Raw genomic sequence first — 21,458 nt, 5'->3', positions numbered from 1 at the left:
CGAGGACGGCTCACCGCGAGTCCGGCGAGGACGGCTCACCGCGAGTCCGGCGAGGATGGCTCACCGCGAGCCGCCGGCGCCGGATCGGGGGCGCTCGCCGCCGCGACGGCGGTGAACAGCGCGAGGCGCGTCGAACAAGCACAGCAGGCCGTGTCTCACCGGTAGTCCGCCGGGTCCACGTCGCCGCGGCGCTGGGTCTCGGCGTAGTAGCCGCCCCAGTCCGGGCGGGAGCCGTCGGCGTCGGCGAAGCCGTACTCCTTGGCGAGACCCCAGGTGGCCAGCGACTGCCCGGTCCAGCGGTCCACCCGCGGGTCGGCGGCGAGCGCGGCGACCGCGCGGCCGAGGTAGACCGGCGTCTCCGACAGCGCGAAGTAGGGGTCCTTGGCGATGCCGTCGCGCCAGGTGGCCTCGGTCACGCCGAAGTGGTCGAGCATCGCCTCCGAGCGGAGGAATCCCGGCGTGAGCGCGAGGGCCGTGACGCCGTGCGGTCGCAGGTCGCCGGCCAGCGCCTTCGCCATGCGGATGACGGAGGACTTGGCGAGGTCGTAGAAGAAGGTGCCCCGGTAGTCCTGGTCGGCGGTGCCGTCGGTGACCTCGACGACCAGGCCGCGGCCGCGGGCCACCAGCAGCGGAAGGGCGTGGTGGCTGGTGATGATGTGGGTGTGCACCGCCTGCCGGTGCAACCGCAGGCCGTCGTCGAGCGGCTGCTCCCACAGCGGCTTGTCCCACACGGTCAGCGGGTCGCCGCCCCAGACGTTGTTGACCAGGATGTCGAGCCTGCCGTCCTGCTCCCGGCCGATCCGCGCCACCAGGTCCCGCACCTGGGCGGGGTCCAGATGGTCGGTGGGCACGGCGATGCCGCGCCCGCCGGCGGCGGTCACCAGGTCGGCGGTCTCCTCGACGGTCTCCGGGCGGTTCATCGGCGACCTGGCCGCCCGGGTGCTGCGGCCGGTCACGTAGACCGTGGCCCCGGCCGCGCCGAGCTGCACGGCGATCCCCCGGCCGCCGCCGCGGGTCGCCCCGCTCACCAGGGCGACCTGGCCGGTCAGGGACGTGTTCTTCATCGGTCCTCCTCGGTGCTCCGGTAGGGAGCGAGCAGTGTGGTCAGGTCCCGGCGGATCGCGTCGCCGAGCGGCTGGGAACGGGTCATCGCCCAGGTGATCTGTGTGCCGTTGCGGATGGAGTCGACGGCGGAGGCGAGCGCCTCGACGTCTGCGCCGGGCACCAGGCGCCCGGCGGTCACCGCCGCCCGCAGGTAGCCGGCGAGCTCCGCGCGGACCGCGGCGTCGTGCTCGCCGAGCAGCGCGCGGAACTCCTCGTCGGCCAGCTCCAGGTGCAGGAACGCCAGGTGGTTGGCGAACTCCCCGGGCTCCGTGCCCGGCCCGGCGCTGCGCACCACCGCGCGGATCAGCCCTTCGACCGGGTCGGCGGCCGTCTCGAACGCGGCCCGCATCGGCCGGGCGAACGCCTGCTCCGACAACCCCCACCGGACGAAGCCCAGCAGGAGATCCCGTTTGCTGCCGTACCGCCCGACGAGCACGCCGGTGGACACCCCGGCCTCCCGTGCGACGTCGGCCAGGGTCAGCCTACTCGGCCCCACCCGCCCGACCGTCGCGGCGAGCGCGACCATGATGCGCTCCTCGCTGATCGTGCGCGGTCGTCCCGCCATGATCCCTCCATTAAATAATGAACCGTCATTATCTAATCACGCCGTCAGGAACCCCGGGCCGCCGGGGGCGGTCAGTGGCGGTGGTGGCGGGCCGCCCTGACGATGACGGCGGCCACGGCGGCGAGGGGGAGGGCGGGGAAGGCGGCGGGAACGGTGCCGATCAGGAGGCCGCCCATGGCCGCGCCCGCGAACAGGGCGGCCAGGATGACGATGCTCCGCCGGTCCGTGGACCGCAGCCGGGCGCGGGTGAGCAGCGCGGGGAGCACGCCGGTGAGGGTCCCGGTGAGGTACGTGGTGGAGATCGAGGTACGCCCGCCGAGGCCGCACATGGCGGCGCTCTGCAACCCCATCGCGAGCGCCGACAACCCGAGCAGCACGGCCTGCCAGGTGACGCCGGGCCGCCCGCCGGTCAGCACCCAGCCGACGCCGAACACGGCGAGGACCAGCGACTCCAGAACGAGGGTGAGGGTGACCCGGGGAGGCCAGAGCGGTCCGTCGGACCGGGGCCGCCCGGCGACGAGCGTGCCCGCCAGCACCCCGAGCGCGTAACCGCCCACGGCGATGACGGTGCTCAGCAGCATCAGGACGGACACGGTGCTGACGGCGTAGCCGAACACCACCAGATTGCCGGTCATGACACTGCTGAACACCCCGCCCAGCCGGGTGAAGCTGGCGACGTCGACCGCGCCGGTACCGACGGTGAGGGTGGCGGCCAGCGCGGTGAGCGGAAGGCCGCCCCGAGCAGGCGTCTTCAACGATCCAGAGGCTACCCGCGAGGACGCCCGGCAAAGTCAAGTGCCGCCATCAGCCCCGGCAAGCCTCGCCCAGGGAGCGGGCCGCCCGGCCCGCCGGGGGCACTCCGGCGGGCCGGGCGGGAGAGAGGCGTCAGACGTTGACCTGGACCCGGTACTCCTTGAGCCAGGCGTTGATCTGGAGCAGGCCCTCCAGGGACGCGCGGGTCTGCAGGAGGCTGATCTCGGCCACCGGCTGCTCCAGCGCCTTCCGGATCTTCGGCACGTCGACGAGGTCGGTCAGCTCGTGGCGGTCCAGCAGCCGGGTCACCTCCTTGCGCAGCGCCCTCTCGTAGGCGGGGTCCTGGGTGGAGGGGTAGGGGCTCTTGACCCGCTCGACCACCGACCGCGGCAGCACGTCCGCGGTGGCCGCCCGCAGCAGGCTCTTCTCCCTGCCGTCGAAGGTCTTCATGGCCCAGGGCGCGTTGAAGACGTACTCGACGAGCCGGTGGTCGCAGAACGGCACGCGGACCTCCAGGCCGACAGCCATGCTCATGCGGTCCTTACGGTCGAGCAGGATCTGCACGAACCGGGTGAGGTGCAGGTAGCTGATCTCCCGCATCCGCCGTTCCAGGCCGGTCTCGCCGGGCAGCCGCGGCACCTCGGCGAGCGCCTGCTGGTACCGGTCGGCCCGGTAGCGGGGCAGGTCCAGCTTGCGCAGCAGGTCCTCGTCGAGGAGCTGCCCCGTCGTGGCGTGCCCGGTGGGGTCGTGCGGCGACAGCCAGGGGAAGGTGTCGGCGTTGACCGCGACCGGGTCGTGGAACCACTTGTAGCCGCCGAACACCTCGTCGGCCGACTCCCCGGACAGCGCCACCGTCGAGTGCCGCCGGATCGCCTTGAACAGCAGGTAGAGCGAGGTGTCCATGTCTCCGATGCCGACCGGCAGGTCGCGGGCGGTGAGGACGGCGTCGCGCACGGCGGGGTTCATCAGGTCCGCGGAGTCCAGGACGATGTCGGTGTGGTCCGCGTCGACGTGCCGGGCCAGGTCGTGCACGAAGGGGGTGTCCGGCGTCTCGCGCACCGCGTCGGGCTTGAAGTGCTCGGTGTAGCCGGTGAAGTCCACGGAGAAGGACCGGACCTTGCCCAGCCCCTGTTCGCGGAGCTGCTGGGCGGCGAGCGCGGTGACCGCGCTGGAGTCGAGGCCGCCGGACAGCAGGGTGCACAGCGGCACGTCGGAGATGAGCTGGCGGGCGACGATGTCGTCCAGCAGCTCGCGCACGGTCCGCACGGTGGTCGGGATGTCGTCGGTGTGCTCGTAGGAGGACAGCTGCCAGTAGCGGCGCTTGCTGAGCCCCTCCCTGCGCACCCGCACGAGTTGGCCGGGGCGCACCTCGTGCATGCCCTCGAAGATCGCCTGCTCCGGCGTCTTGACGAAGCCGAGCATCTCGCGCAGGCCGTCCGGGCCGATCGCCCGCTTCGCCAGCGGGTTGGCCAGGATCGCCTTGGGCTCCGAGCCGAACAGCACGCCGTGCGGCGTCGGGTAGTAGTAGAGCGGTTTGATGCCCATCCGGTCGCGGACGAGCAGCAGCTCCTCGCGGCGGGCGTCCCAGATCGCGAAGGCGTACATGCCGTTGAGGTGGTCGACGAGGTCCTCGCCCCATTCGAGGTAGGCGTGCAGGACGACCTCGGTGTCGCTCTCGGTCCGGAAGCGGTGGCCGCGCGCGGAGAGCTCGGCGCGCAGCTCCTGGAAGTTGTAGACCTCGCCGCTGTAGGTGAGGACGGCCAGCGGCCTGCCGTCGTCCTCGGCGGTCATCGGCTGCCGGCCGCCCTGGAGGTCGATGATCGCGAGCCGGCGATGGCCGATGCCGGCGTGCGGGGCGACCCACAGTCCCTCGTCGTCGGGTCCGCGGCAGGCCATCGTGTCCGTCATGGCCTGTACGGTCTCCCTCGCCAGTTCGAGGTCCCGCTCGTAGTCCACCCATCCGCATATGCCGCACATATCGACGATCCCCCTTGCTCGTCGGAACTTAGTTCAGCTAATAAAACAGCGGATGGGTGCCCTGATATGCCCTGCCTTAGGCAAAATCTACGTTTTTGGGGGATATGTCAGCTTTTGTCGGCATATGCCGAAAGGGGCGCCCGGGGGCCCGCCCTTTCGGGGCGGTGCCGCCGGGCGCCCCTTCCGGGCGAGCGGTCGTCCGAGGTGTCAGGAGGCGGCGGTGGGCTCGGCCTCCCGCTTCTCCGCCTCGGCCTCGACCGCCTCGACGGACTCGTGCGCCTTGTCCTTGCGGTACTCGCGGACCGAGTAGACGATCGCGGCGACCCAGATGACCGCGATGACGATGTACGACACGGTCTGCACGCTGTCGGAGGCGTCGATCCAGTCGCTGCGCAGCAGGGTGCGGACGTTGGTCAGGATGATGAGACCGCCCACGGCCGAGCCGAGGATGCGCGGCGGGATGTGCCGGACCAGCCAGGCCGCGATGGGGGCGGCGATCACACCGCCGAGCAGCAGCACGCCGACCCAGGCGAAGTCGATGTTCTCCGAGCCGATGCCGATGATGAAGCCGATGCTGGCGGCGATGGCGACGAGGAACTCGCTGGCGTCGATCGAGCCGATCACCTTGCGCGGCGCGAGGCGCCCGCTGGCCAGGATGGCCGGGGTGCCGACCGGGCCCCAGCCGCCGCCGCCGGTGGCGTCCACGAACCCGGCGACCAGGCCGAGCGGGCCGAGGAACCGCTTGCGGAGCGGCTTGCCCAGGTTGCCGCGGGGCAGGCCGAACGCGGTGAACCGGACCAGGATGTAGAGGCCCAGCGCCAGCAGGATGATGGACATGATCGGAGCCGCGGTCTCCGTGGACAGGCTGGACAGGAACGTCGCGCCCGCGAACGCGCCGATGGCACCCGGAATGGCGATCTTGGCTACGACTTTCCAGTCGATGTTGCCGAAGCGCCAGTGCGAGATGCCAGAGGCGAGTGTGGTGCCGATCTCGGCCAGGTGCACGGTCGCCGAGGCGGCGGCCGGGTTCGTGCCGATGGCCAGCAGAAGGGTCGTCGAAGTGACCCCGTAAGCCATACCTAGGCTGCCGTCGACCAGTTGGGCCGCGAGACCGACCAGGCCGAGCAGGATGAGTGCGCGCACGACATCCGCCTCCCCTATATCCCTACTTAATAGACTGGGAATATCGTTTGCTAGCGGAGCGGATCCGTCAAGTCACGTTTTGAGCACCTTCTGTGGGATGGCGGGTGTGGGGCTGATGGCGCGGTGGTGAACGACCGTGCCGCGAGGGGCCTGTGGGGCGGAGGGCCCCGCCTTTCGACCCCTTGCCCGGAACGCGCCATGATTACCCGATGAGTCAAGATTTTTTACGCTATATCCGGTGAGGTGCGCCGTGGAATCGGGAGGCGCCACTGCCGGTCGCGAATGGCGCCGGATATGACGGCGACCCTCCGGTGATTCCGGCTTTCGGGGGCGCGGTGTCCTGCTTCGCCGGCGCGGCGGCGTACGGAACGCATGCCCGCGAAATGGCGGAAAGCCTGGAGAAAGCGAACCGGGATACGACGTCCGCCCCATGACCGGCGATCCCGGCACGGCCTCGCAGCCAGGATGATCCCGCGTCACCGGAGCGCCGCGGACATGGCCAGGGCGCTGCCGGCCCGGCCCGGCGGCGACCCGCCCTCAGCCGCCCGGCCCAGGAGATCGGTCACCCAGCGACAGGAGATCGACGTCGTACGCCCCTGGAACGTCTGCCCGCCGCCGGAAGTCCGCGCCGCCTTTCCCGGGCAGAGCCCTTTGTGCAAAGGCCAGGTTCTGGTGCGCGGCAGGGGATTCTCGCCGGTCCATCGCCCTGTGCGTGGCCGCCATCGCGTGCAATTCCGTCACGCCGGACAACCGTGTCAAAGGCGCCGTATCTATGTCGGCCGTTCGCCGCGCTGCACGTTCTCCACCGGCAGGGAGGCCCGTTCGCGACGGCCTAGACCAGCCTGTGCCGATGGGCCGCCGTGGCGGCCTGGACGCGGCCGCGTACGCCGAGCTTGGCGAGGATGTTGCCCACGTGCACGCCCGCCGTCTTCACCGAGATGAACAGTTCCTCGGCGATCTGCCGATTGGTACGCCCGTCGGCGAGCAGGCGCAGGACGTCCCGCTCGCGTGGCGTGAGGCCGAAGGCGCGCTCCCCGGCCGGGCCGGTCCCGCCCTGGGCGTCGAGCGGGATCCGCGCCAGGCGCGCCAGCCGTTCGATCCTGGCGCGCAGGGGCTCGGCCCGCAGGTGGTCCGCCTCCCGGGCCGCGTCGGCCAGATGACCGGCGGCGCGGGTGCGGTCGCCCGCCTCCGCGGCGTGTTCCGCGGCTCTCAGCAGGGCCAGCGCGCGGGGGTACGGCTGGTGGAGATCCGTCCACGCGTCAGCGACGCGTGGCCACAGGTCCGGTTGTCCCGCCTCGGCGGTGCTGGCGAGGCGGTGGGTTTCCTGGACGGGCCCGATCACCGGCAGCGTGGCCGCGGCCTCGGGCAGGCCGGGCACGGCGAGGGAGGCGCCCGCCTCGATCACCGGCCACAGGTAGCGCGGGCTCGCGTGCCCGCCGCGCAACGCCTCGGCCACCAGTCGCGCGGCGTCGGCCGTGCGCCCCTGCGCCTTACGGAGATCCACCTCCATGCGCACCAGGAGGAGATGGTCCTGCGCGTAGGAGGTGCCTCCGGTGAAGACCTCCCGGGCGTGCGCCGCGGCGTTCTGCGCGGCTCCGAGGTCACCTCTGGCCAGCGCGATCGTCCCGGTCAGCACCATGAGGTACGCGCCGAGGCTGGGGGTCGGGGCGAGCCGCAGGGCGTGTTCGACGATCTCGGCGGCCTCGTCCCACCGGCCCAGCGCGATCAGCGCCTCCGCGAGGTTTCCCGCGTGGGTCGGGCCCGCGGTACGGGCGAGGCCGGGCCGCGTGGCCGCGAGCCCCCGGCGGGCCGCATCCGCCGCCTCCGCGTACCTTCCCGCGCCCTGCAGGACGTCGGCCTCGCAGCGGCAGGCGTGCAGGAGCGCGGCCCGGTCACCGATGCGGCGCGCCGTCGCCTGGGCTTCGACCAGGTGGGGCAGTTGCGCGTCGAGATCGCCGGCGCGGGCCCGCGCGTACGTCAGGTTGACGGTGGCGATGACCTCGGCCCTGGCGTCGCCCGCGGCCCGCGCCGCGTCCAGCGCCGCGCGGGCGACGGCGCTGCCTTCGGCCTCCCGGGGAAGGGTGAGGAGGCGATGGGCGAACAGGTTGAGCACGGTGGCGCGCGCGGGATGCCCGTGCGGCGTCAGGCGGGCGGCCGCACGCAGGTCGTCCAGGTCACCCGGCACGCCTAAGAGGTGGCGCAGCTCTCCCCGGTGGGCGATCAGCCAGCCGGTCCGCGCGGGATCGGCGGGAGGGCCGGCGGCGGGGGGATCGGCAGGAGGGGCGGTGGCAGGGGTGTCGGTGGCAGGGGTGTCGGTGGTGGGGGCGGTGGCTGAGAGGGCTGTGTCGATCAGTTGGACGGCGGTCGCGTTCTCGCCCGCGGCGATGGCGGCGCGTACCGCTTCGTCGAGCACGTCGGCCCTGGACGTGGCCGGGTCGGGGGCCTGCTCCCACAGCTCCAGGACGCGGAGCAGCATGTGCAGCTGTTCCGCGTGCGCCAGAGACGCCGCGGCCTCGTCGGCGGCGCGGCGCGCGGCCGCCAGCGTCCTGGACGGCCGGCACCTCGCGGCGTGCCAGTGCAGGGCGGACTCGTACGCGGCCCGGCCCAGCGGGGCGAGCTCCGGCGCCCCCTCCAGGGTCTCGGCGTAGCGCACGTGCAGCAGCTCGCGCTCGCCGGGGAGAACGTCGTCGTAGAGCACCTCCCGGATCAGCGCGTGCCGGAACGCGTACCCGTCCTCCTCGATCAGCAGGAGGTTCTCGCTCACCGGCGGGCGCAGCGCCCGGGTCAGCCCGGCGTCGTCCAGCCCGGTGACGGCGCGCAGCAGCGCGTGGCCGACCCGGGCGCCGCCGACGGCCGCGGCCTGCGCCACCCGCCGGGACTCCGCGGGCAGCCGGTCGAGCGGCGTGATCAGCAGGTCGCGCAGGGACGAGGGCAGCGGCGCGCCCACCCGGGCCGAGAGCGCCTCGACGAACAGCGGGTTGCCCTCGCTGCGCCGGAAGACGTCCTCGACGACCTCGGGAGCGGGCTCGCCGCCGGACAGGCCGCGAAGCTGCCGGACCACGTCGCCCCTGCCGAGCCGGCCGAGCTCAGTCCGGGTCGTCCACGGCTTGCGGTCCCATTCGGCCAGCACCGGGCGGAGCGGATGCGCCCGGTGCACCTGGTCACTGCGGTACGTCACGACCAGGAGGAAGGCCGCGGCGGCCTGCTGGCCTCCGATGAGCAGGTCGAGCAGCTCCCGGCTGGACCGGTCGCTCCAGTGCACGTCCTCGACGATGACCACCAGGGGCCGTTCCTCGGCGAGGTTCTCGAAGAGGGTGAGGATCTCCTCGAAGAGCCGCGCCCTGGTCAGAGCGGGATCGCCGGCGCCGGCGGGCCGGCCCAGGAGCGGCAGCAGCCTGCCCAGCTCACCGGGCTCGCCGCGGGGCAGCAGGCGGCGGAAGCCGTCCGCGCCGAGCGTGCGCAACAGCCCCCGCAACATGGCGGTGAACGGCGCGAACACCAGGCCGTTCTCCCCCATCTGGGGGCAGTCGCCCCGCAGCAGCCGCGCCTCCCCGGCCAGCGGCGCCGCGAACTCGGAGATCAACCGGGTCTTGCCCACCCCGGCTTCGCCGCCGAGCAGCACGGTGGCGGGAGAACCTCCTCGGACCCGTGCGTAGGCCGCGCCCAGAGCGGACAACTCCGCGTCTCTGCCCACGAACACCATGGAGACAGGCTCTCAGATCGCGCGGAGAACTAGGGATGCCGAATAGGGCATCTGCCCGATCCGGCCGGCCGCCGCTCCGGCGAGGCTGGCCCCATGATCCGCACCGGTGCGCGACCGCTGCTCACCCGTCCGATGGTCCTCCTGGGCGTGACCTCGCTCGCCTCGATGACGACCTTCTATCTCCTGGTGCCGCTCGTCCCGCTGTACACGGCGGAGGGCGGTTCCGGCGACATGGGCGCCGGGCTGTCCACCGGCGTCACCATGCTGGCGACCGTGCTCATGGAGCTGGTCACGCCGGCGTTGCTGGGCCGGTACGGCTACCGCGCCGGCATGGCGCTGGGCGTCCTCCTGCTCGGCGCTCCCTCGGCCCTGCTGGTCCTGTCGTCCGGGTTGCCGATGGTGCTGACCACGAGTCTGGCACGCGGCGCCGGTCTGGCGATCGTGGTCGTGGCCGGCCCCGCCCTGGTGGCCGAGCTGGCTCCGGCCGGACGCCGGGGCGAGGCGCTGGGCGTGTACGGGGTGGCCGTCGGGATACCCGCGATCCTGGGACTGCCGATCGGCCTGTGGCTGGTTCCGCTGCTCGGCTACGGGCCGGTCTTCCTCGCGGCGACGGGACTCACCCTGCTGGCGCTGATCGGGATTCCCTGGCTGCCCGCCAGGACGGCGCCGGTCGAGCAGCACGGAGGCGTCCTGCACGCGCTGCGCCGCGCCGGGATCGCCCGGCCCGTCATCGTCTTCGCCGTGATCGCCCTGGCCGCCGGGGTGCTGCTGACGTTCCTGCCGCTGGCCGTCCCCGCCGGCTCACCGGGCACGGCCGCGGCGGCGCTGCTCGCGTTCTCCTGCGCGATGCCGCTCGCCCGCTGGGCGGCCGGCCGGTACGGCGACCGCCACGGCCAGGCCGCCCTGCTGGTGCCCTCGGTGCTCGCCACGGTCGTCGGGATGGCCGGGCTCGTCCTGCTCGACGTCCCGTACGCGGTGATCGTCGGGGCGGCGCTCTTCGGCGCCGGGTTCGGCGCCGCCCAGAACGCGACCCTGGCGCTGATGTTCGAGCGGTCCTCGCCCTCCCAGGCCGGCCGGGTGAGCGCGCTGTGGAACCTCGCCTACGACGGCGGGATGGGGATCGGCGCCGTCGGGTTCGGGCTGGTGGCCGGGCCCGCCGGGTATTCGGCCGGGTTCGCGCTGCTCGGCGCCGTGCTTGCTCTCGCCCTCGTCCCGTCCCTGCTCGACAAGCGATCGGAAAGGAAACCGCTCAGTGCGCGATTCGGTGAACGATGACCTGCGGCGCGCCGTACGGGAAGTGCTGCCTGGTGTACGAGCCGACCTCGACGCCCTCATCCGCATCCCGTCGGTGAGCGCCGACCCGGCCGCCGCCGGGGACGTGCGCCGCTGCGCGGAACTGACGGCGCGCCTCTTCCTGGCCGGCGCCGCGCGGGAGGTGGAGATCCTGGACGACGTCCCCGGCGGCCGTCCCGTGGTCGTCGCCACCTGCCCCGCTCCACCGGGCCGTCCCACGGTGCTGCTGTACGCCCACTACGACGTGCAGCCCGCCGGCGATCCGGCGGCGTGGTCGGGCGGGCCGTTCGAGCCGTGGGAGAGCGGCGGGCGGCTGTACGGCCGCGGGTCCGCCGACGACAAGGCGGGGATCGCCGTCCACCTGGCCGCGTTGCGCGCGTATGGCGGGCGCCCACCGGTCGGCGTCGTCGTCATCGTCGAGGGTGAGGAGGAGATCGGCTCCCCGACGCTCGGCGCCTTCCTCGACCGGCACCGTGCCAGGCTCGCCGCCGACGTGATCGTGCTCGCCGACTCGGAGAACTTCGAAGCGGGTGTCCCCTCGTTCACCACCACGCTGCGAGGTCTGGCCAACTGCGTCGTCGAGGTGCGGACCCTGGCGGAGAACGCGCATTCCGGCACCTACGGCGGGGCGGCCCCCGACGCGCTCACCGCGCTGTGCCGGCTGCTCGCCACCCTGCACGACGAGCACGGCCACGTCGCGGTGGACGGCCTGGTCACCGGCCGCCCGCCGCAGGCGGACTATCCCGCCGAACGGTTCAGGGCCGAGGCCGGGGTGCTCGACGGCGTCGGGCTGCTCGGCTCGGGCGGCGTCGCCGAGCGGGTCTGGGCCGGGCCCGCGGCGACCGTCCTGGCGATCGACGCCCCCGCCGTGCCGGAGGCCGCCAACGCCCTCACGGCGTCCGCCCGGGCCAAGGTGAGCCTGCGCGTCGCGCCGGGGGACGACGCGGTACGGGCCCGCGCGGCCCTGGCCGGGCATCTCCGCGCGCACGCCCCCTGGGGCGCCCGGGTCGAGGTCACCGAGGCGGAGGTCGCGCAGCCGTACGCGGTGGACACCCGGGGACCGGCGTTCGAGGCGGCCCGGCGCGCCTACCGGCGGGCCTTCGGCGGCGACGTGGTGGACGTCGGAGGAGGCGGAGCCATCCCCTTCGTCGCGGAGTTCGCCGCCGCGTGCCCGGACGCGGCCATCCTGATCACGAGCCCGGGAGGAGATCCGGCCGCCCGGGCGCACGGCGTGGACGAGAACCTGCACCTGGCCGACTTCGAACAGGCCTGCCTCGCGGAGGCGCTGCTCCTCGCCGAGCTGGCGAACGGCGTGGAGGGGGCCGGCGGGGCGGACGGAGCGGAGTGAGTCCGCCGTGAGATCGGCCGTCGCGCACTCGCCGACGATTCCCTATTGTTGGTATCACCAACGATTCACCCAGTCCCCACGAAAGGAAACCGGTGTCCACCGATCTGCACGACCGCCTCGAACTCGCGGAACTGGTGTCCCGCCTGAGCCACCTGCTGGACGACCCGGCGGACGACGACGGCCTCCGGGCCGTCTATGCCGAGAACGCCGTGGTCAACAGCCCGCGCGGCACCGCGGAGGGAATCGACGCGGTGATCGCGTTCGTCCGCCGCGGCGACGGCGGCGAACGCACCCACCACTTCACCACCGACGTCGTCGTGGACCTCGACGGCGATCGGGCGGTGGTCCGCGCCAGCCTGATCGACGTGTTCTACCGGCCGGGGGAGACCCCGCACCGGACGGTCGGGCTGCGCTACGTCTTCGGCGCGCTGCGGACCGCGCGGGGATGGCGGTTCGACCGGGCCGACATCACGCCGGTCTGGTTCAGTCCGCAGCCCTAGACGCTCCCGCCGGGCACGCCGTCCTCCCCGTCCTCGTCGGCTTCGCGGTCGTCATAGGCTTCGCCGCGGAGCCGGGCGGCGGCGTGCGCGGCGGCGCGCCGGATGCCGACGTATCCGGTGCAGCGGCACAGGTTGGAGGCCAGGACCTGGTCGAGCCGCCGCTCGTCGCGGTCGAGTTCGGGCTCCGCCGCGAGGGCCCCGGCGAGCAACATGAGGAAACCGGGCGTGCAGAAGCCGCACTGCAACGCGTGCTCGGCGGCGAACGCCTCCTGCAACGGGTGCAGCCGGTCCCCGTCGGCGAGCCCTTCCACGGTCCGCACCTCATGACCCGCCGCCTGCACCGCGAGGGTGAGGCAGGCGCGTACGGCGGCGCCGTCCAGCAGCACGGTGCACGAGCCGCAGACGCCGTGCTCGCAGCCGAGCGTGGTGCCGGTCAGGCCGAGCCCGTCGCGCAGCAGGTCGGCCAGGCTGGTCCGGGGTTCCACGGTCGCCCGGCGCGGCTCGCCGTTGACGGTCAGCTCGATGTCGGTCATCGGTTCGCCGCCTCCGCCGCGGCCGCCTCCGCCGCTTCGGTGAGACACCGCCGCACGAGCGTGCGCAGCACGTGCCGCCGGTAGGGGACCGAGGCGTACGGCTCCTCGACCGGGTCCGCCTCCGTGCCGGCCACCTCCGCGGCCTCCGCGATCGGCCCGGGGCCCGCCCGCTCGCCGATCAGCACGGCTTCCGCCTCCACCGCGCGCAGCGGGACGTCGGCGGCGTTGGCCAGCCCGATGCGCACCCATGCGACGCGTTCCGCGGCGAGCCGCACGGCGACCACGACCGCGGCGAGCGCGAAACTGGCGTGGGTGCGGCGGTGCTCGGCGAAGCGGACGGCCGTGCCGGGCCCGAGACGCGGCAGCCGTACGCCGGTGACCAGTTCGTCCGGGAGGCGGGCGGTGGTGAACGGGCCGAGGAACCAGGCGCCGGCGGGCACCCGCCGCTCGCCGTACGGGCCGCGCAGTTCCACCTCGGCGTTCAGGGCGGCGGCGAGCGCGCACCACTCGGCGGCCGGGTGCGCCCAGGCGAGACTGCCGGCGAAGGTGCCCCTGGCCCGGATCGGCGGATGCGCGACGTTCGGCGCGACCAGGCGGAACAGTGCGGCCAGCGGGTCCGCGAACCGGGCGCGCTCCAGGTCGGCGTGCCTGACCAGGGCGCCGAGGCGCGCGGACGCCGGGTCCAGCGCGATGCCGGACAGCCCGGCGACCCGGTTGACGTCGATCAGGATCGCGGGACGCCTGCGCCGGTAGCGCATCTCGATGAGCAGGCTCTGCCCACCGGCCAGGACGCTCGCCTCCGTGCCGTGCTCGCCCAGCAGGCTCACCGTCTCCGCCACGGAGGGCGGGGCCACGTAGTCGAAATATGCCGGTTTCATGTCATTTGTCCTGGGAAGCGGATATCCGTGGTAGCTACCGCATCGGGGGGAAGCCAAACATGCGCTACATCGGTGAGCGGATCCCGCGGCGCGAAGACCGGGACCTGATCACCGGCCGGGCCCGCAGGGTCGCCGACCTCGATGTGCCCGGCACCCTGGAGCTGGCGTTCACCCGCAGCCCGCTGCCGCACGCCAGGATCCGCGCGGTGGACACCGCAGAGGCGCGGGCCATGCCCGGCGTCGCCGCGGTGTGGGCCGCCGCGGACCTGCCCGCCCAGGCCGCCCGGCCCGCGCCCGGCGAGGGCGGCCCGCCGCCGCGGCCGCTGCTCGCCACCGGCAAGGTCCGCTACCCCGGCGAGGCCCTGGCGGCGGTCGCCGCCGACACCCGCGCGCACGCCGAGGACGCCGCCGAACGCGTCCGGTTCGACCTCGACCCGCTGCCCGTCCTCGACGACCCGGTGGCCGCCGCCGCCCGGGACGCGCCGCGGCTGTTCGACGGGCGGAGCAACGTCGCCGAGGAACGCACTTTCGGCGGGCCCGCCGACGACGTCTTCGCCGCCGCGCCGGTGGTGGTCGAGGCCGCCTACCGCGAGCAACTCGTGCTGCCCATGTCGCTGGAGGCGCGGGCCGTGCTGATCAGGCCCGACGGTGCGGACCGGTTCACCGTCTGGGTCTCCCACCAGGCCCAGCACCGCATGCGGGACGGGGTGGCCGCCGCGCTCGGCCTCGCCCCCGAACGGGTCCGGGTGATCGTCCCCGCCACCGGCGGAGCCTTCGGCGCCAAGAGCCAGGTCTTCCCCGAGTACCTCGTCGCCGCCCATCTGGCCCGCCACCTGCGCCGCCCGGTCCGCTGGAGCGAGGACCGCGCCGAGGCCATGCTCGCCGCCCCGCGCGGACGCGGCCAGCATCAGCGGGTACGGCTGGCCGCCGGCACCGACGGCACCTTCCTCGGCTACGAGTTGCTGATCGACGCCGACATCGGCGGCTACCCGCACACCGGGGCCTTCGTGCCCATGATGACCGGCGCGATGAGCACCGGCGCCTACCGCACCCGCCGGGTGCACACCCGTGTGCGCTGCGTCCTCACCACCACCGCGCCCACCACGTCCTACCGGGGCGCGGGACGCCCGGAGGCGGCGTACGCGCTGGAGCGGACCGTGGACCTGCTCGCCCGCAGGCTGGGGATGGACCCGGCCGAGCTGCGGCTGCGCAACTTCATCCGGCCCGAGGAGTACCCCTACCTGACTCCCACCGGCCGCACCTACGACTCCGGCGACTACGCCACCGCCCTGCGCACCGCCCTCGACGCCGCCGGGTACGCCCGGGTGCGCGCCGAGCAGGTCCGGCGGCGGCGGGAGGGCGGCCGGCCGCTCGGCGTGGGCATCGCGACGTACGTGGAACGCTCCGGCGGGCCGCCGGACAGCGACGAGTTCGGCAGCGTGGAGGCGTGCCAGGACGGCACGTTCCTCGCCAGGTCCGGGTCCACGGCCACCGGGCAGGGGCATCTGACCGCGTTCGCCCAGGTGGTCGCCTCCGCGCTGGACGTCGAACTCGACCGGGTGCGGGTCGTCGAGGGCGACACCGCCGAGGTGCCCTACGGGTTCGCCACCTTCGGCAGCCGGTCCATGCAGGTCGGCGGCGCCGCCCTGTGGCGGGCGGCGGAGGCGCTGGTGGCGGAGGCGCGGCGGCGATACGCCAAGGAGCTGGGCGTGGACGCCGCGGAGGTGTCCTACGCGGCGGGACGGCTGGTGTGCGGCGACGACTCGGCGGAGCTGGGCGACCTGGTCGCCGGGACCGGGCCGCTGCGCGCCGACGAGCGTTTCGCGCCGCCGCAGGCGTTCCCGTTCGGCGCGCACGTCGCCGTCGTGGAGATCGACCCCGACCTCGGCACCGTCGAGGTGCGCCGGGTGGTGGCGGTGGACGACTACGGCGTGGTGGTGAACCCGATGATCGTCGACGGGCAGGGGTACGGCTCGATCGCCCAGGGACTCGGCCAGGCGCTGTACGAGCAGGCGTTCGCCGACCCGTGCGGCCTGCCGTACGCGACGACGCTGCTGGACTACCTGGTGCCGACCGCCGCCGAGATGCCGCCGATCACCCTGCTGGAGACGAGCACGCCGAACCCGAACACGCCGCTCGGCGCCAAGGGGGCGGGCGAGGCCGGCTGTATCGGCATCCCGCCCGCGGTGGTGAACGCCGTGTGCGACGCGCTCGACGTCGACCACGTGGACATGCCGCTGACACCCGAGACGGTCTGGCGGGCGATGCGCCGCGGCGGCCCCTGACCTGGTCCTGGAATTGGCATAGCAGGTCATAAAACGGGCAAGTGGGTGTGTCAGGGGATATCTGAGCGCCGGCACGGGGGAGAAGGACGAGGGGGTACCTCGGGCACGTCGGTCTTCGTCATCGCCGTGGCTCGGAAAGATTTCTCGGTTTGGAGGGGGCCATGACCGTGACACAGACCAGGCGTTCGGCCACAGCGACGGAGGCCAAGAGGACGAAGCCGGAGGGCCGGCACAACGGAGGCCGGGAGTTCACCCTGGACCTGCCGTTCCTCACCGTCCAGCTCCGGTCTCCGGACGTACGGATGCCCAGCGTGCACCTGCCGGACATGAAGCTGCCCGAGATGCACATGCCCGAGATGCACATGCCGGACATGAGGATGCCCCGGGTCAACCGCCAGGAGGTCGGGCACGCCGTGGACGTCGCGCGGTCCTTCCTCCCGCCGCCCGAGCGCATCGTCTACTACGGCGGGCTGGGCGCGCTCGCGGTGTTCGGCCTGCTGGAGTGGCCGGTGGCGGCCGCGATCGGCGCGGGCACGCTGATCGCCCAGCGAGCCAGGTCCGGGGAGCGCGGCAAGGAGACCGCGCGCGGCAGGAACGAGCGGAAGCCCGAGGCCGTCACCCCGGCGGCGAAGGCGCCCAGGGCGAAGGCAACCGGGGCCAAGGCAGCCGGGGCGAAGGCGCCGGGGACGAAGGTCTCCGGGACCAGGGCCGCCCGGACCAAGGCGTCCGAGCCCAAGCCCGGCGGCGGCACGACGACCCGTCGTACCCGTACCGCGAAGTGAGCCAGGCCACACCGCCGCGCGAGGGCGCGGCCTGATCGGCGTGCCCGGAACCCCGTCCCTGTTCCTCCGACCGGAGAAGAAAGCCCATGAACCTGTTCGGCGCGCTGCACCCGGACTCCCTCCTCGCCATGCTTCCCGAGCCGGTGCGCGGCCTGGTCCCGCACAAACGCTGGACCAGGCAGTGTCCCGGCGGGCTCCGCATCGAACTGCGCAACATCGGCGGTCCGGGCAGCGCGCGCGTCGTCAAGGAGCTCGAAGAGCGGCTGCTCAGGGTGGGCGTGGCCCGGGCGGAGGTGAACGGCGCCCTCGGATTCGTGTACATCGGCTGCGATCCGGAGTCGGTGGACCACGACAAGCTGCTGTCGATCGTCGAGGAGCTGGACGAGACGCACGAGAGCATCGACGTGCCCTGGGCCCGCATCCCGCTGGAACAGCACGCCCGTGCCGTCGTCGGCCTGGGCGGCAGCCTTCTCGGCACCGGCCTGGCGCTGGCCGGCAACGTGACCAGGATCCGCGTGCTCAACGCCGCCGTCCCCGCCTTCCTCCAGCTCGCCGAGCACTCGCCGCGGCTGCGCAGGGACCTCGACCGGTTGATCGGGACGCCCGCCGTGGACGCGATGTTCGCCACCGCCCGCACGGTCACCCAGACCCTGGCGGTGCGGCCGGTCGGCCTGCTCATCGACTCGGCGGCGGCGGCCGGCCGGTTCGCCGACGCCCGCAGCGGCCTGCACGCGTGGTTCAGCCGGGAGGAGGAGTTCGCCGAGCACAAGGGCGCCTACCGGCACATCCGCACGGTGCAGCCGCCCCGGCCCGCGCCGCTGCGGCACGGCCCGATCGAGCGGTACGCCGGCATCGCGATCCCGGCGTCGCTCGGCGCCTACGGGCTGACCGCGGTGGTCGGCCGCGACGGGGACCGCGGCCTGTCGGTCCTGATCCCCGGCACGCCCAAGGCCGCGGCGGTCGGCAGGGACGCGTTCGCCAGCACGGTGGTCCGCGCCCTCGCGAGCAGGCGCAGCATCGTCCTGCACGCCGACGCGCTGCGCCGGATGGACCGGATCGACACCGTCGTCCTGGACGCGGAGATGCTCCGCACCGGCGGCTGGGAGATCCACGGCGTGCTTCCCCTCGGCCCGGCGACCCCCGCCCCGAACGGCGGGGCGGCGAACGGCGGGGCGGTGAAAGGGCGGACCCTCAACGGCGCCGCCCAGGGCGGGAACGTTCCAGCCGGGAACGCGCCGGACGGGCGCGCCGACGGCCAGGACGGCGGCCAGGACGGCGGCGGCCAGGACATGGACGAGTTGCAGGCGCGGCTCTACGCGCTGCTCGACTTCACCGACCCCGGCGCGGAACGGGAGAAGGACGGCTGGGCCGTCGCCCCCTACCACGGGGGCGCGGACGAACCGGAGGAGGTCGCCCGCTGGCGGGACGAGGGGACGCGGCCGGTCCTGATCACGAGGAACGGCGTCCCGGTGGCCGTCGCGGGCCTCGCGCCGGAGCTCCACCCGCTGGCCGAGGCACTGGTCGGCGCGGCGGCGGACTGCACGGTGATGCTCGCCGGCGGCGAGCCCTGGCTCGCCCGCAGGCTGGGCGTCGAGCCGCTCCCCGGCGCCGGCGCGCGGTTCGGCGCCGCGGTCCGTGCGCTGCAGAAGGACGGTCACGGCGTGGCCGTGGTCGCCCGGCGGGCCCGGCGCGCGCTGCGCCAGGCCGACCTCGGGATCGGCGTGCTGGACCAGCCCGGCCGGGTGCCGTGGGACGCGGACGTGATCGGCGACCTCGACGGCGCCCACCTGCTGCTGGGCTGTCTGGCCCCGGCGCGGCGGGCCAGCTCGCAGAGCGTGCGGGTGGCCGCGGCGGGCGCGACCATCGGGTCGGTGCTGGCGCTGTTCGGCGACTCGGGCCCGGCCTCGGTCGCGCGGGCCGCGCTGGTGGGCGACTGCACGTCGCTGGCCGCGCTGGTCACCGGACGGTGGGCGGGCCGCGACCTCGGCCGCACCGCGCCGCCGGTCGGCGCCGACCGCACGCCGTGGCACGCGATGAGCGCCGCGGACGCCCTGGCCCGGCTGCACAGCTCCAAGCGCGGGCTGAGGGAGAGCGACGCCGTCCACCGCAGGACGGCGGACGGGGCGGCCGAGGCGGACCGGCCGGCCTCACTGGTGCGCACGTCGGTGGAGGAGCTCGCCAACCCGCTCACCCCGGTCCTCGCCGCGGGCGCCGGCGTGTCGGCCATGGTTGGCTCGGTGCTGGACGCGGTGCTGATCGGCGGCGTGATGGTGACCGACGCGCTGCTCGGCGGGGTCCAGCGCAGGAACGCCGACCAGGCGCTGCACCGCCTCACCGAGGTGACCGCGGCCCGGGTACGGCTGCGGCGGCCCGACGGCAAGCAGGAGGTGGACGCCGACGAGCTCGTCCCCGGCGACGTGATCGAGTTGCATGCCGGCGACGCCGTACCGGCCGACTGCCGGGTGATCAAGGCGTCCGGGCTGGAGGTGGACGAGTCGAGCCTGACCGGGGAGTCGCAGCTCGTCACCAAGACCGCGGCGCCGACGGCCGCGCAGGCCCTCGCGGAGCGGACCTCGATGGTCTACGCGGGCACCACCATCGCGGCCGGGCACGGGCGCGGCGTGGTCGTGGCCGTGGGCGCCAGGACCGAGTCGGGCAGGACCGCGGCGAGTGGCGCCGACGGGCCGCCGCCGAGCGGTGTGGAGCTGCGGCTGCGCGCCCTGAGCCGGCGCATCCTGCCCGCGGCGCTCGGCTCCGGGGCCGTCCTGATGGTCATCGACCTGCTCCGCGGCACCCCGCTGGCGAAGGCGCTCGCCCCGGCGGTGAACCTCGCCGTCGCCGCGGTGCCCGAAGGGCTGCCGTTCATCGCGACCGTCGCCGAGCTGGCCGCGGCCAAGCGGCTGTCGGCGCGCAACGCGCTGGTGCGCAACCCGTCCACCATCGAGGCCCTGGGCCGGATCGACGTCCTCTGCTTCGACAAGACGGGCACCCTGACCCAGGGCCGGATCACCCTCGGCCTGGTCTCCGACGGCCGCAAGGACCGGACCCTGGACGACGTCACCCCCGAGCTGAAGGGGATCGTCGGGGCGGCGCTGCGGGCGGGACCGCGTTTCGGCAAGGGGCAGGCGCTCCCGCATCCGACCGATCGCGCGGTCGTGGAGGGCGCCGAGCGCCTCGGCGTGCCCGATGCCGAGGGGCTGCGCGAGTGGGAGCGGGTGGACGAGCTGCCCTTCGAGCCGGGACGCGGCTACCACGCGGTGCTGGGCCTGTGCGAGTCCGGGCACCTGCTCAGCGTGAAGGGCGCCCCGGAGGTCGTGCTCACCCGGTGCGAGAGCGTGATCCGGGACGGGGAGATCCTGCCCTTCGACGACGAGGTCAGGCGGGAGCTGGAGATGGAGGTGAACCGGCTCGCGTTGCAGGGCTACCGGGTGCTCGCGGTCGCCGAGCGGCCCGCCTCCGACCGTTCCGACCTGGACGAGGAGCGGATCGGCAAGCTGCGCTTCCGCGGGCTGCTCGGCCTGGCCGACCCGGTCAGGCCGACCGCGGCGGAGAGCGTCGCCGGGCTGATCAAGGCCGGGGTCCGGGTCATGATGATGACCGGGGACCACCCGAGCACGGCCGAGGCCATCGCCGCCGAGGTGAACGCGCTGAACGGCGGCCGGGTGATGACGGGTCCCGAGCTCGACGCGCTGGACGACGACGCCCTGGACCGGGTGCTCGGCGAGGTGGCGGTGTTCGCCCGGGTGACCCCGGCGCACAAGGCGCGCGTCGTGGCGAGCCTGCGCCGGTCCGGCAACGTGATCGCGGTCACCGGCGACGGCGCGAACGACGTCCCCGCGATCCGGCTGGCGGACGTGGGGGTGGCCCTGGGGGCGCACGCCAGCCCGGCCGCCCGGGTCGCCGCGGACATCGTCGTCACCGACAACCGGATCGAGACGCTCATCGACGCGCTCCTTGAGGGCCGGGCGATGTGGGGCTCGGTGCGCGACGCGCTGGGCATCCTGCTCGGCGGGAACATCGGGGAGATCGTCTTCACGGTCGGTTCCAGCGTGCTGACCGGGCGCAGCGCGTTGAACGCCCGCCAGTTGCTGCTGGTCAACCTGCTGACCGACATGCTGCCGGCGATGGCGGTGGCGGTGCGCCCGCCGAGCGCCGCCAGTCCGGAGCGGCTGCTGGCCGAAGGCCCGGAGGCGTCGCTGGGCGCGGCCCTGACCCGCGACATCTACGTGCGCGCGGTGACCACGGCGGTGGGTGCGGCCGCCGCGTGGATCCTCGCCAGGATGAGCGGCACCCGCGGCCGCGCGGACACGGTCGGGCTGATCGCCCTGGTGAGCACCCAGCTCTTGCAGACGCTGGCGATGGGACGCAAGGACCGGATGGTGCTGCTCGCCGCCCTGTCGTCGCTGGGGCTGCTGGTGGTCGTCGTCTCGGTGCCCGGCCTGAGCCACTTCTTCGGGTCGCGCCCGGTCGGGCCGGTCGGCTGGTCCACCGCCCTGGCCTGCGCCGTCGCGGCGAGCCTGCTGGGCAAGGTCATCCGGTGGCCGTTCACCGAATCGTAGTCGAACGTTCATTGTTCTGATGAGTGAGATATGCC

The 21,458-nt window shown here is 73.9% G+C and carries 14 protein-coding genes; 6 read left to right on the top strand and 8 right to left on the bottom strand.

What is annotated here, in order from left to right; translation table 11 throughout:
• Positions 1 to 155: 155 nt before the first annotated feature.
• The 6 genes from QSK26_RS04070 to QSK26_RS04045 all read right to left on the bottom strand — a co-directional run bounded on the left by QSK26_RS04070 (position 156) and on the right by QSK26_RS04045 (position 9,245).
• Entirely contained in the window at positions 156 to 1,064 is a 909-nt protein-coding gene (locus QSK26_RS04070) for an SDR family oxidoreductase (RefSeq protein ID WP_285773590.1), read from the bottom strand.
• Positions 1,061 to 1,669, bottom strand: coding sequence for a TetR/AcrR family transcriptional regulator (locus tag QSK26_RS04065; protein WP_285773589.1), 609 nt, complete (start codon positions 1,667 to 1,669; stop codon positions 1,061 to 1,063). Before QSK26_RS04065 ends, QSK26_RS04070 begins: the two co-directional genes overlap by 4 nt.
• Positions 1,670 to 1,740: 71 nt before the next feature.
• Positions 1,741 to 2,424 carry a YoaK family protein gene (locus QSK26_RS04060; protein ID WP_285773588.1) on the bottom strand — a complete coding sequence of 228 codons (684 nt, stop codon included), beginning with the start codon at positions 2,422 to 2,424 and terminating at the stop codon, positions 1,741 to 1,743.
• Between the two features lie 130 nt (positions 2,425 to 2,554).
• Positions 2,555 to 4,399, bottom strand: coding sequence for an asparagine synthase (glutamine-hydrolyzing) (gene asnB, locus QSK26_RS04055; protein WP_285773587.1), 1,845 nt, complete (start codon positions 4,397 to 4,399; stop codon positions 2,555 to 2,557).
• Positions 4,400 to 4,606: 207 nt separating this feature from the next.
• Positions 4,607 to 5,542, bottom strand: coding sequence for a sulfite exporter TauE/SafE family protein (locus QSK26_RS04050; protein WP_285773586.1), 936 nt, complete (start codon positions 5,540 to 5,542; stop codon positions 4,607 to 4,609).
• An 832-nt stretch (positions 5,543 to 6,374) separates the two neighbouring features.
• Positions 6,375 to 9,245 (bottom strand): helix-turn-helix transcriptional regulator, encoded by a 2,871-nt coding sequence (locus QSK26_RS04045; protein ID WP_285773585.1) that lies wholly within the window; start codon positions 9,243 to 9,245, stop codon positions 6,375 to 6,377.
• A gap of 93 nt (positions 9,246 to 9,338) precedes the next feature.
• Here QSK26_RS04045 and QSK26_RS04040 point away from each other — a divergent pair, with 93 nt between their 5' ends.
• From QSK26_RS04040 to QSK26_RS04030, 3 genes are all read left to right on the top strand, one after another.
• On the top strand, positions 9,339 to 10,520 hold the full coding sequence (locus QSK26_RS04040; protein ID WP_285773584.1) for an MFS transporter: 1,182 nt from the start codon (positions 9,339 to 9,341) through the stop codon (positions 10,518 to 10,520).
• Positions 10,498 to 11,886, top strand: coding sequence for a M20/M25/M40 family metallo-hydrolase (locus QSK26_RS04035; protein WP_285773583.1), 1,389 nt, complete (start codon positions 10,498 to 10,500; stop codon positions 11,884 to 11,886). Before QSK26_RS04040 ends, QSK26_RS04035 begins: the two co-directional genes overlap by 23 nt.
• Before the next feature lie 92 nt (positions 11,887 to 11,978).
• The gene (locus tag QSK26_RS04030) at positions 11,979 to 12,386 is read left to right on the top strand and encodes a nuclear transport factor 2 family protein (RefSeq protein ID WP_285773582.1); all 408 of its coding nucleotides are present in this window, start codon (positions 11,979 to 11,981) and stop codon (positions 12,384 to 12,386) included.
• On the opposite strand, the gene QSK26_RS04025 is transcribed toward QSK26_RS04030, so the two are convergent.
• Together QSK26_RS04025 and QSK26_RS04020 are read right to left on the bottom strand one after the other, a co-directional pair.
• A complete protein-coding gene (locus tag QSK26_RS04025) occupies positions 12,383 to 12,919 on the bottom strand; it encodes a (2Fe-2S)-binding protein (RefSeq protein WP_285773581.1) in 537 nt (178 codons plus the stop codon). The two genes, QSK26_RS04030 and QSK26_RS04025, sit on opposite strands and share 4 nt — an antisense overlap.
• Positions 12,916 to 13,797 (bottom strand): FAD binding domain-containing protein, encoded by an 882-nt coding sequence (locus QSK26_RS04020; RefSeq protein ID WP_285773580.1) that lies wholly within the window; start codon positions 13,795 to 13,797, stop codon positions 12,916 to 12,918. The genes QSK26_RS04025 and QSK26_RS04020 overlap by 4 nt, the downstream gene beginning before the upstream one ends.
• A gap of 59 nt (positions 13,798 to 13,856) precedes the next feature.
• On the opposite strand from QSK26_RS04020, the gene QSK26_RS04015 reads away from it, so the two are divergent.
• From QSK26_RS04015 to QSK26_RS04005, 3 genes are all read left to right on the top strand, one after another.
• Entirely contained in the window at positions 13,857 to 16,082 is a 2,226-nt protein-coding gene (locus tag QSK26_RS04015; protein WP_285773579.1) for a xanthine dehydrogenase family protein molybdopterin-binding subunit, read from the top strand.
• Positions 16,083 to 16,243: 161 nt separating this feature from the next.
• Positions 16,244 to 16,864, top strand: a complete 621-nt coding sequence (locus tag QSK26_RS04010; RefSeq protein ID WP_285773578.1) for a hypothetical protein — start codon at positions 16,244 to 16,246, stop codon at positions 16,862 to 16,864.
• 86 nt (positions 16,865 to 16,950) lie between these two features.
• Positions 16,951 to 21,423, top strand: a complete 4,473-nt coding sequence (locus tag QSK26_RS04005; RefSeq protein ID WP_285773577.1) for an HAD-IC family P-type ATPase — start codon at positions 16,951 to 16,953, stop codon at positions 21,421 to 21,423.
• Positions 21,424 to 21,458: the final 35 nt, after the last annotated feature.

Source organism: Microtetraspora sp. NBRC 13810 (assembly GCF_030268685.1).
Lineage (GTDB): Bacteria > Actinomycetota > Actinomycetes > Streptosporangiales > Streptosporangiaceae > BSRQ01.
This window is presented reverse-complemented; position numbering and strand designations above follow the sequence as displayed.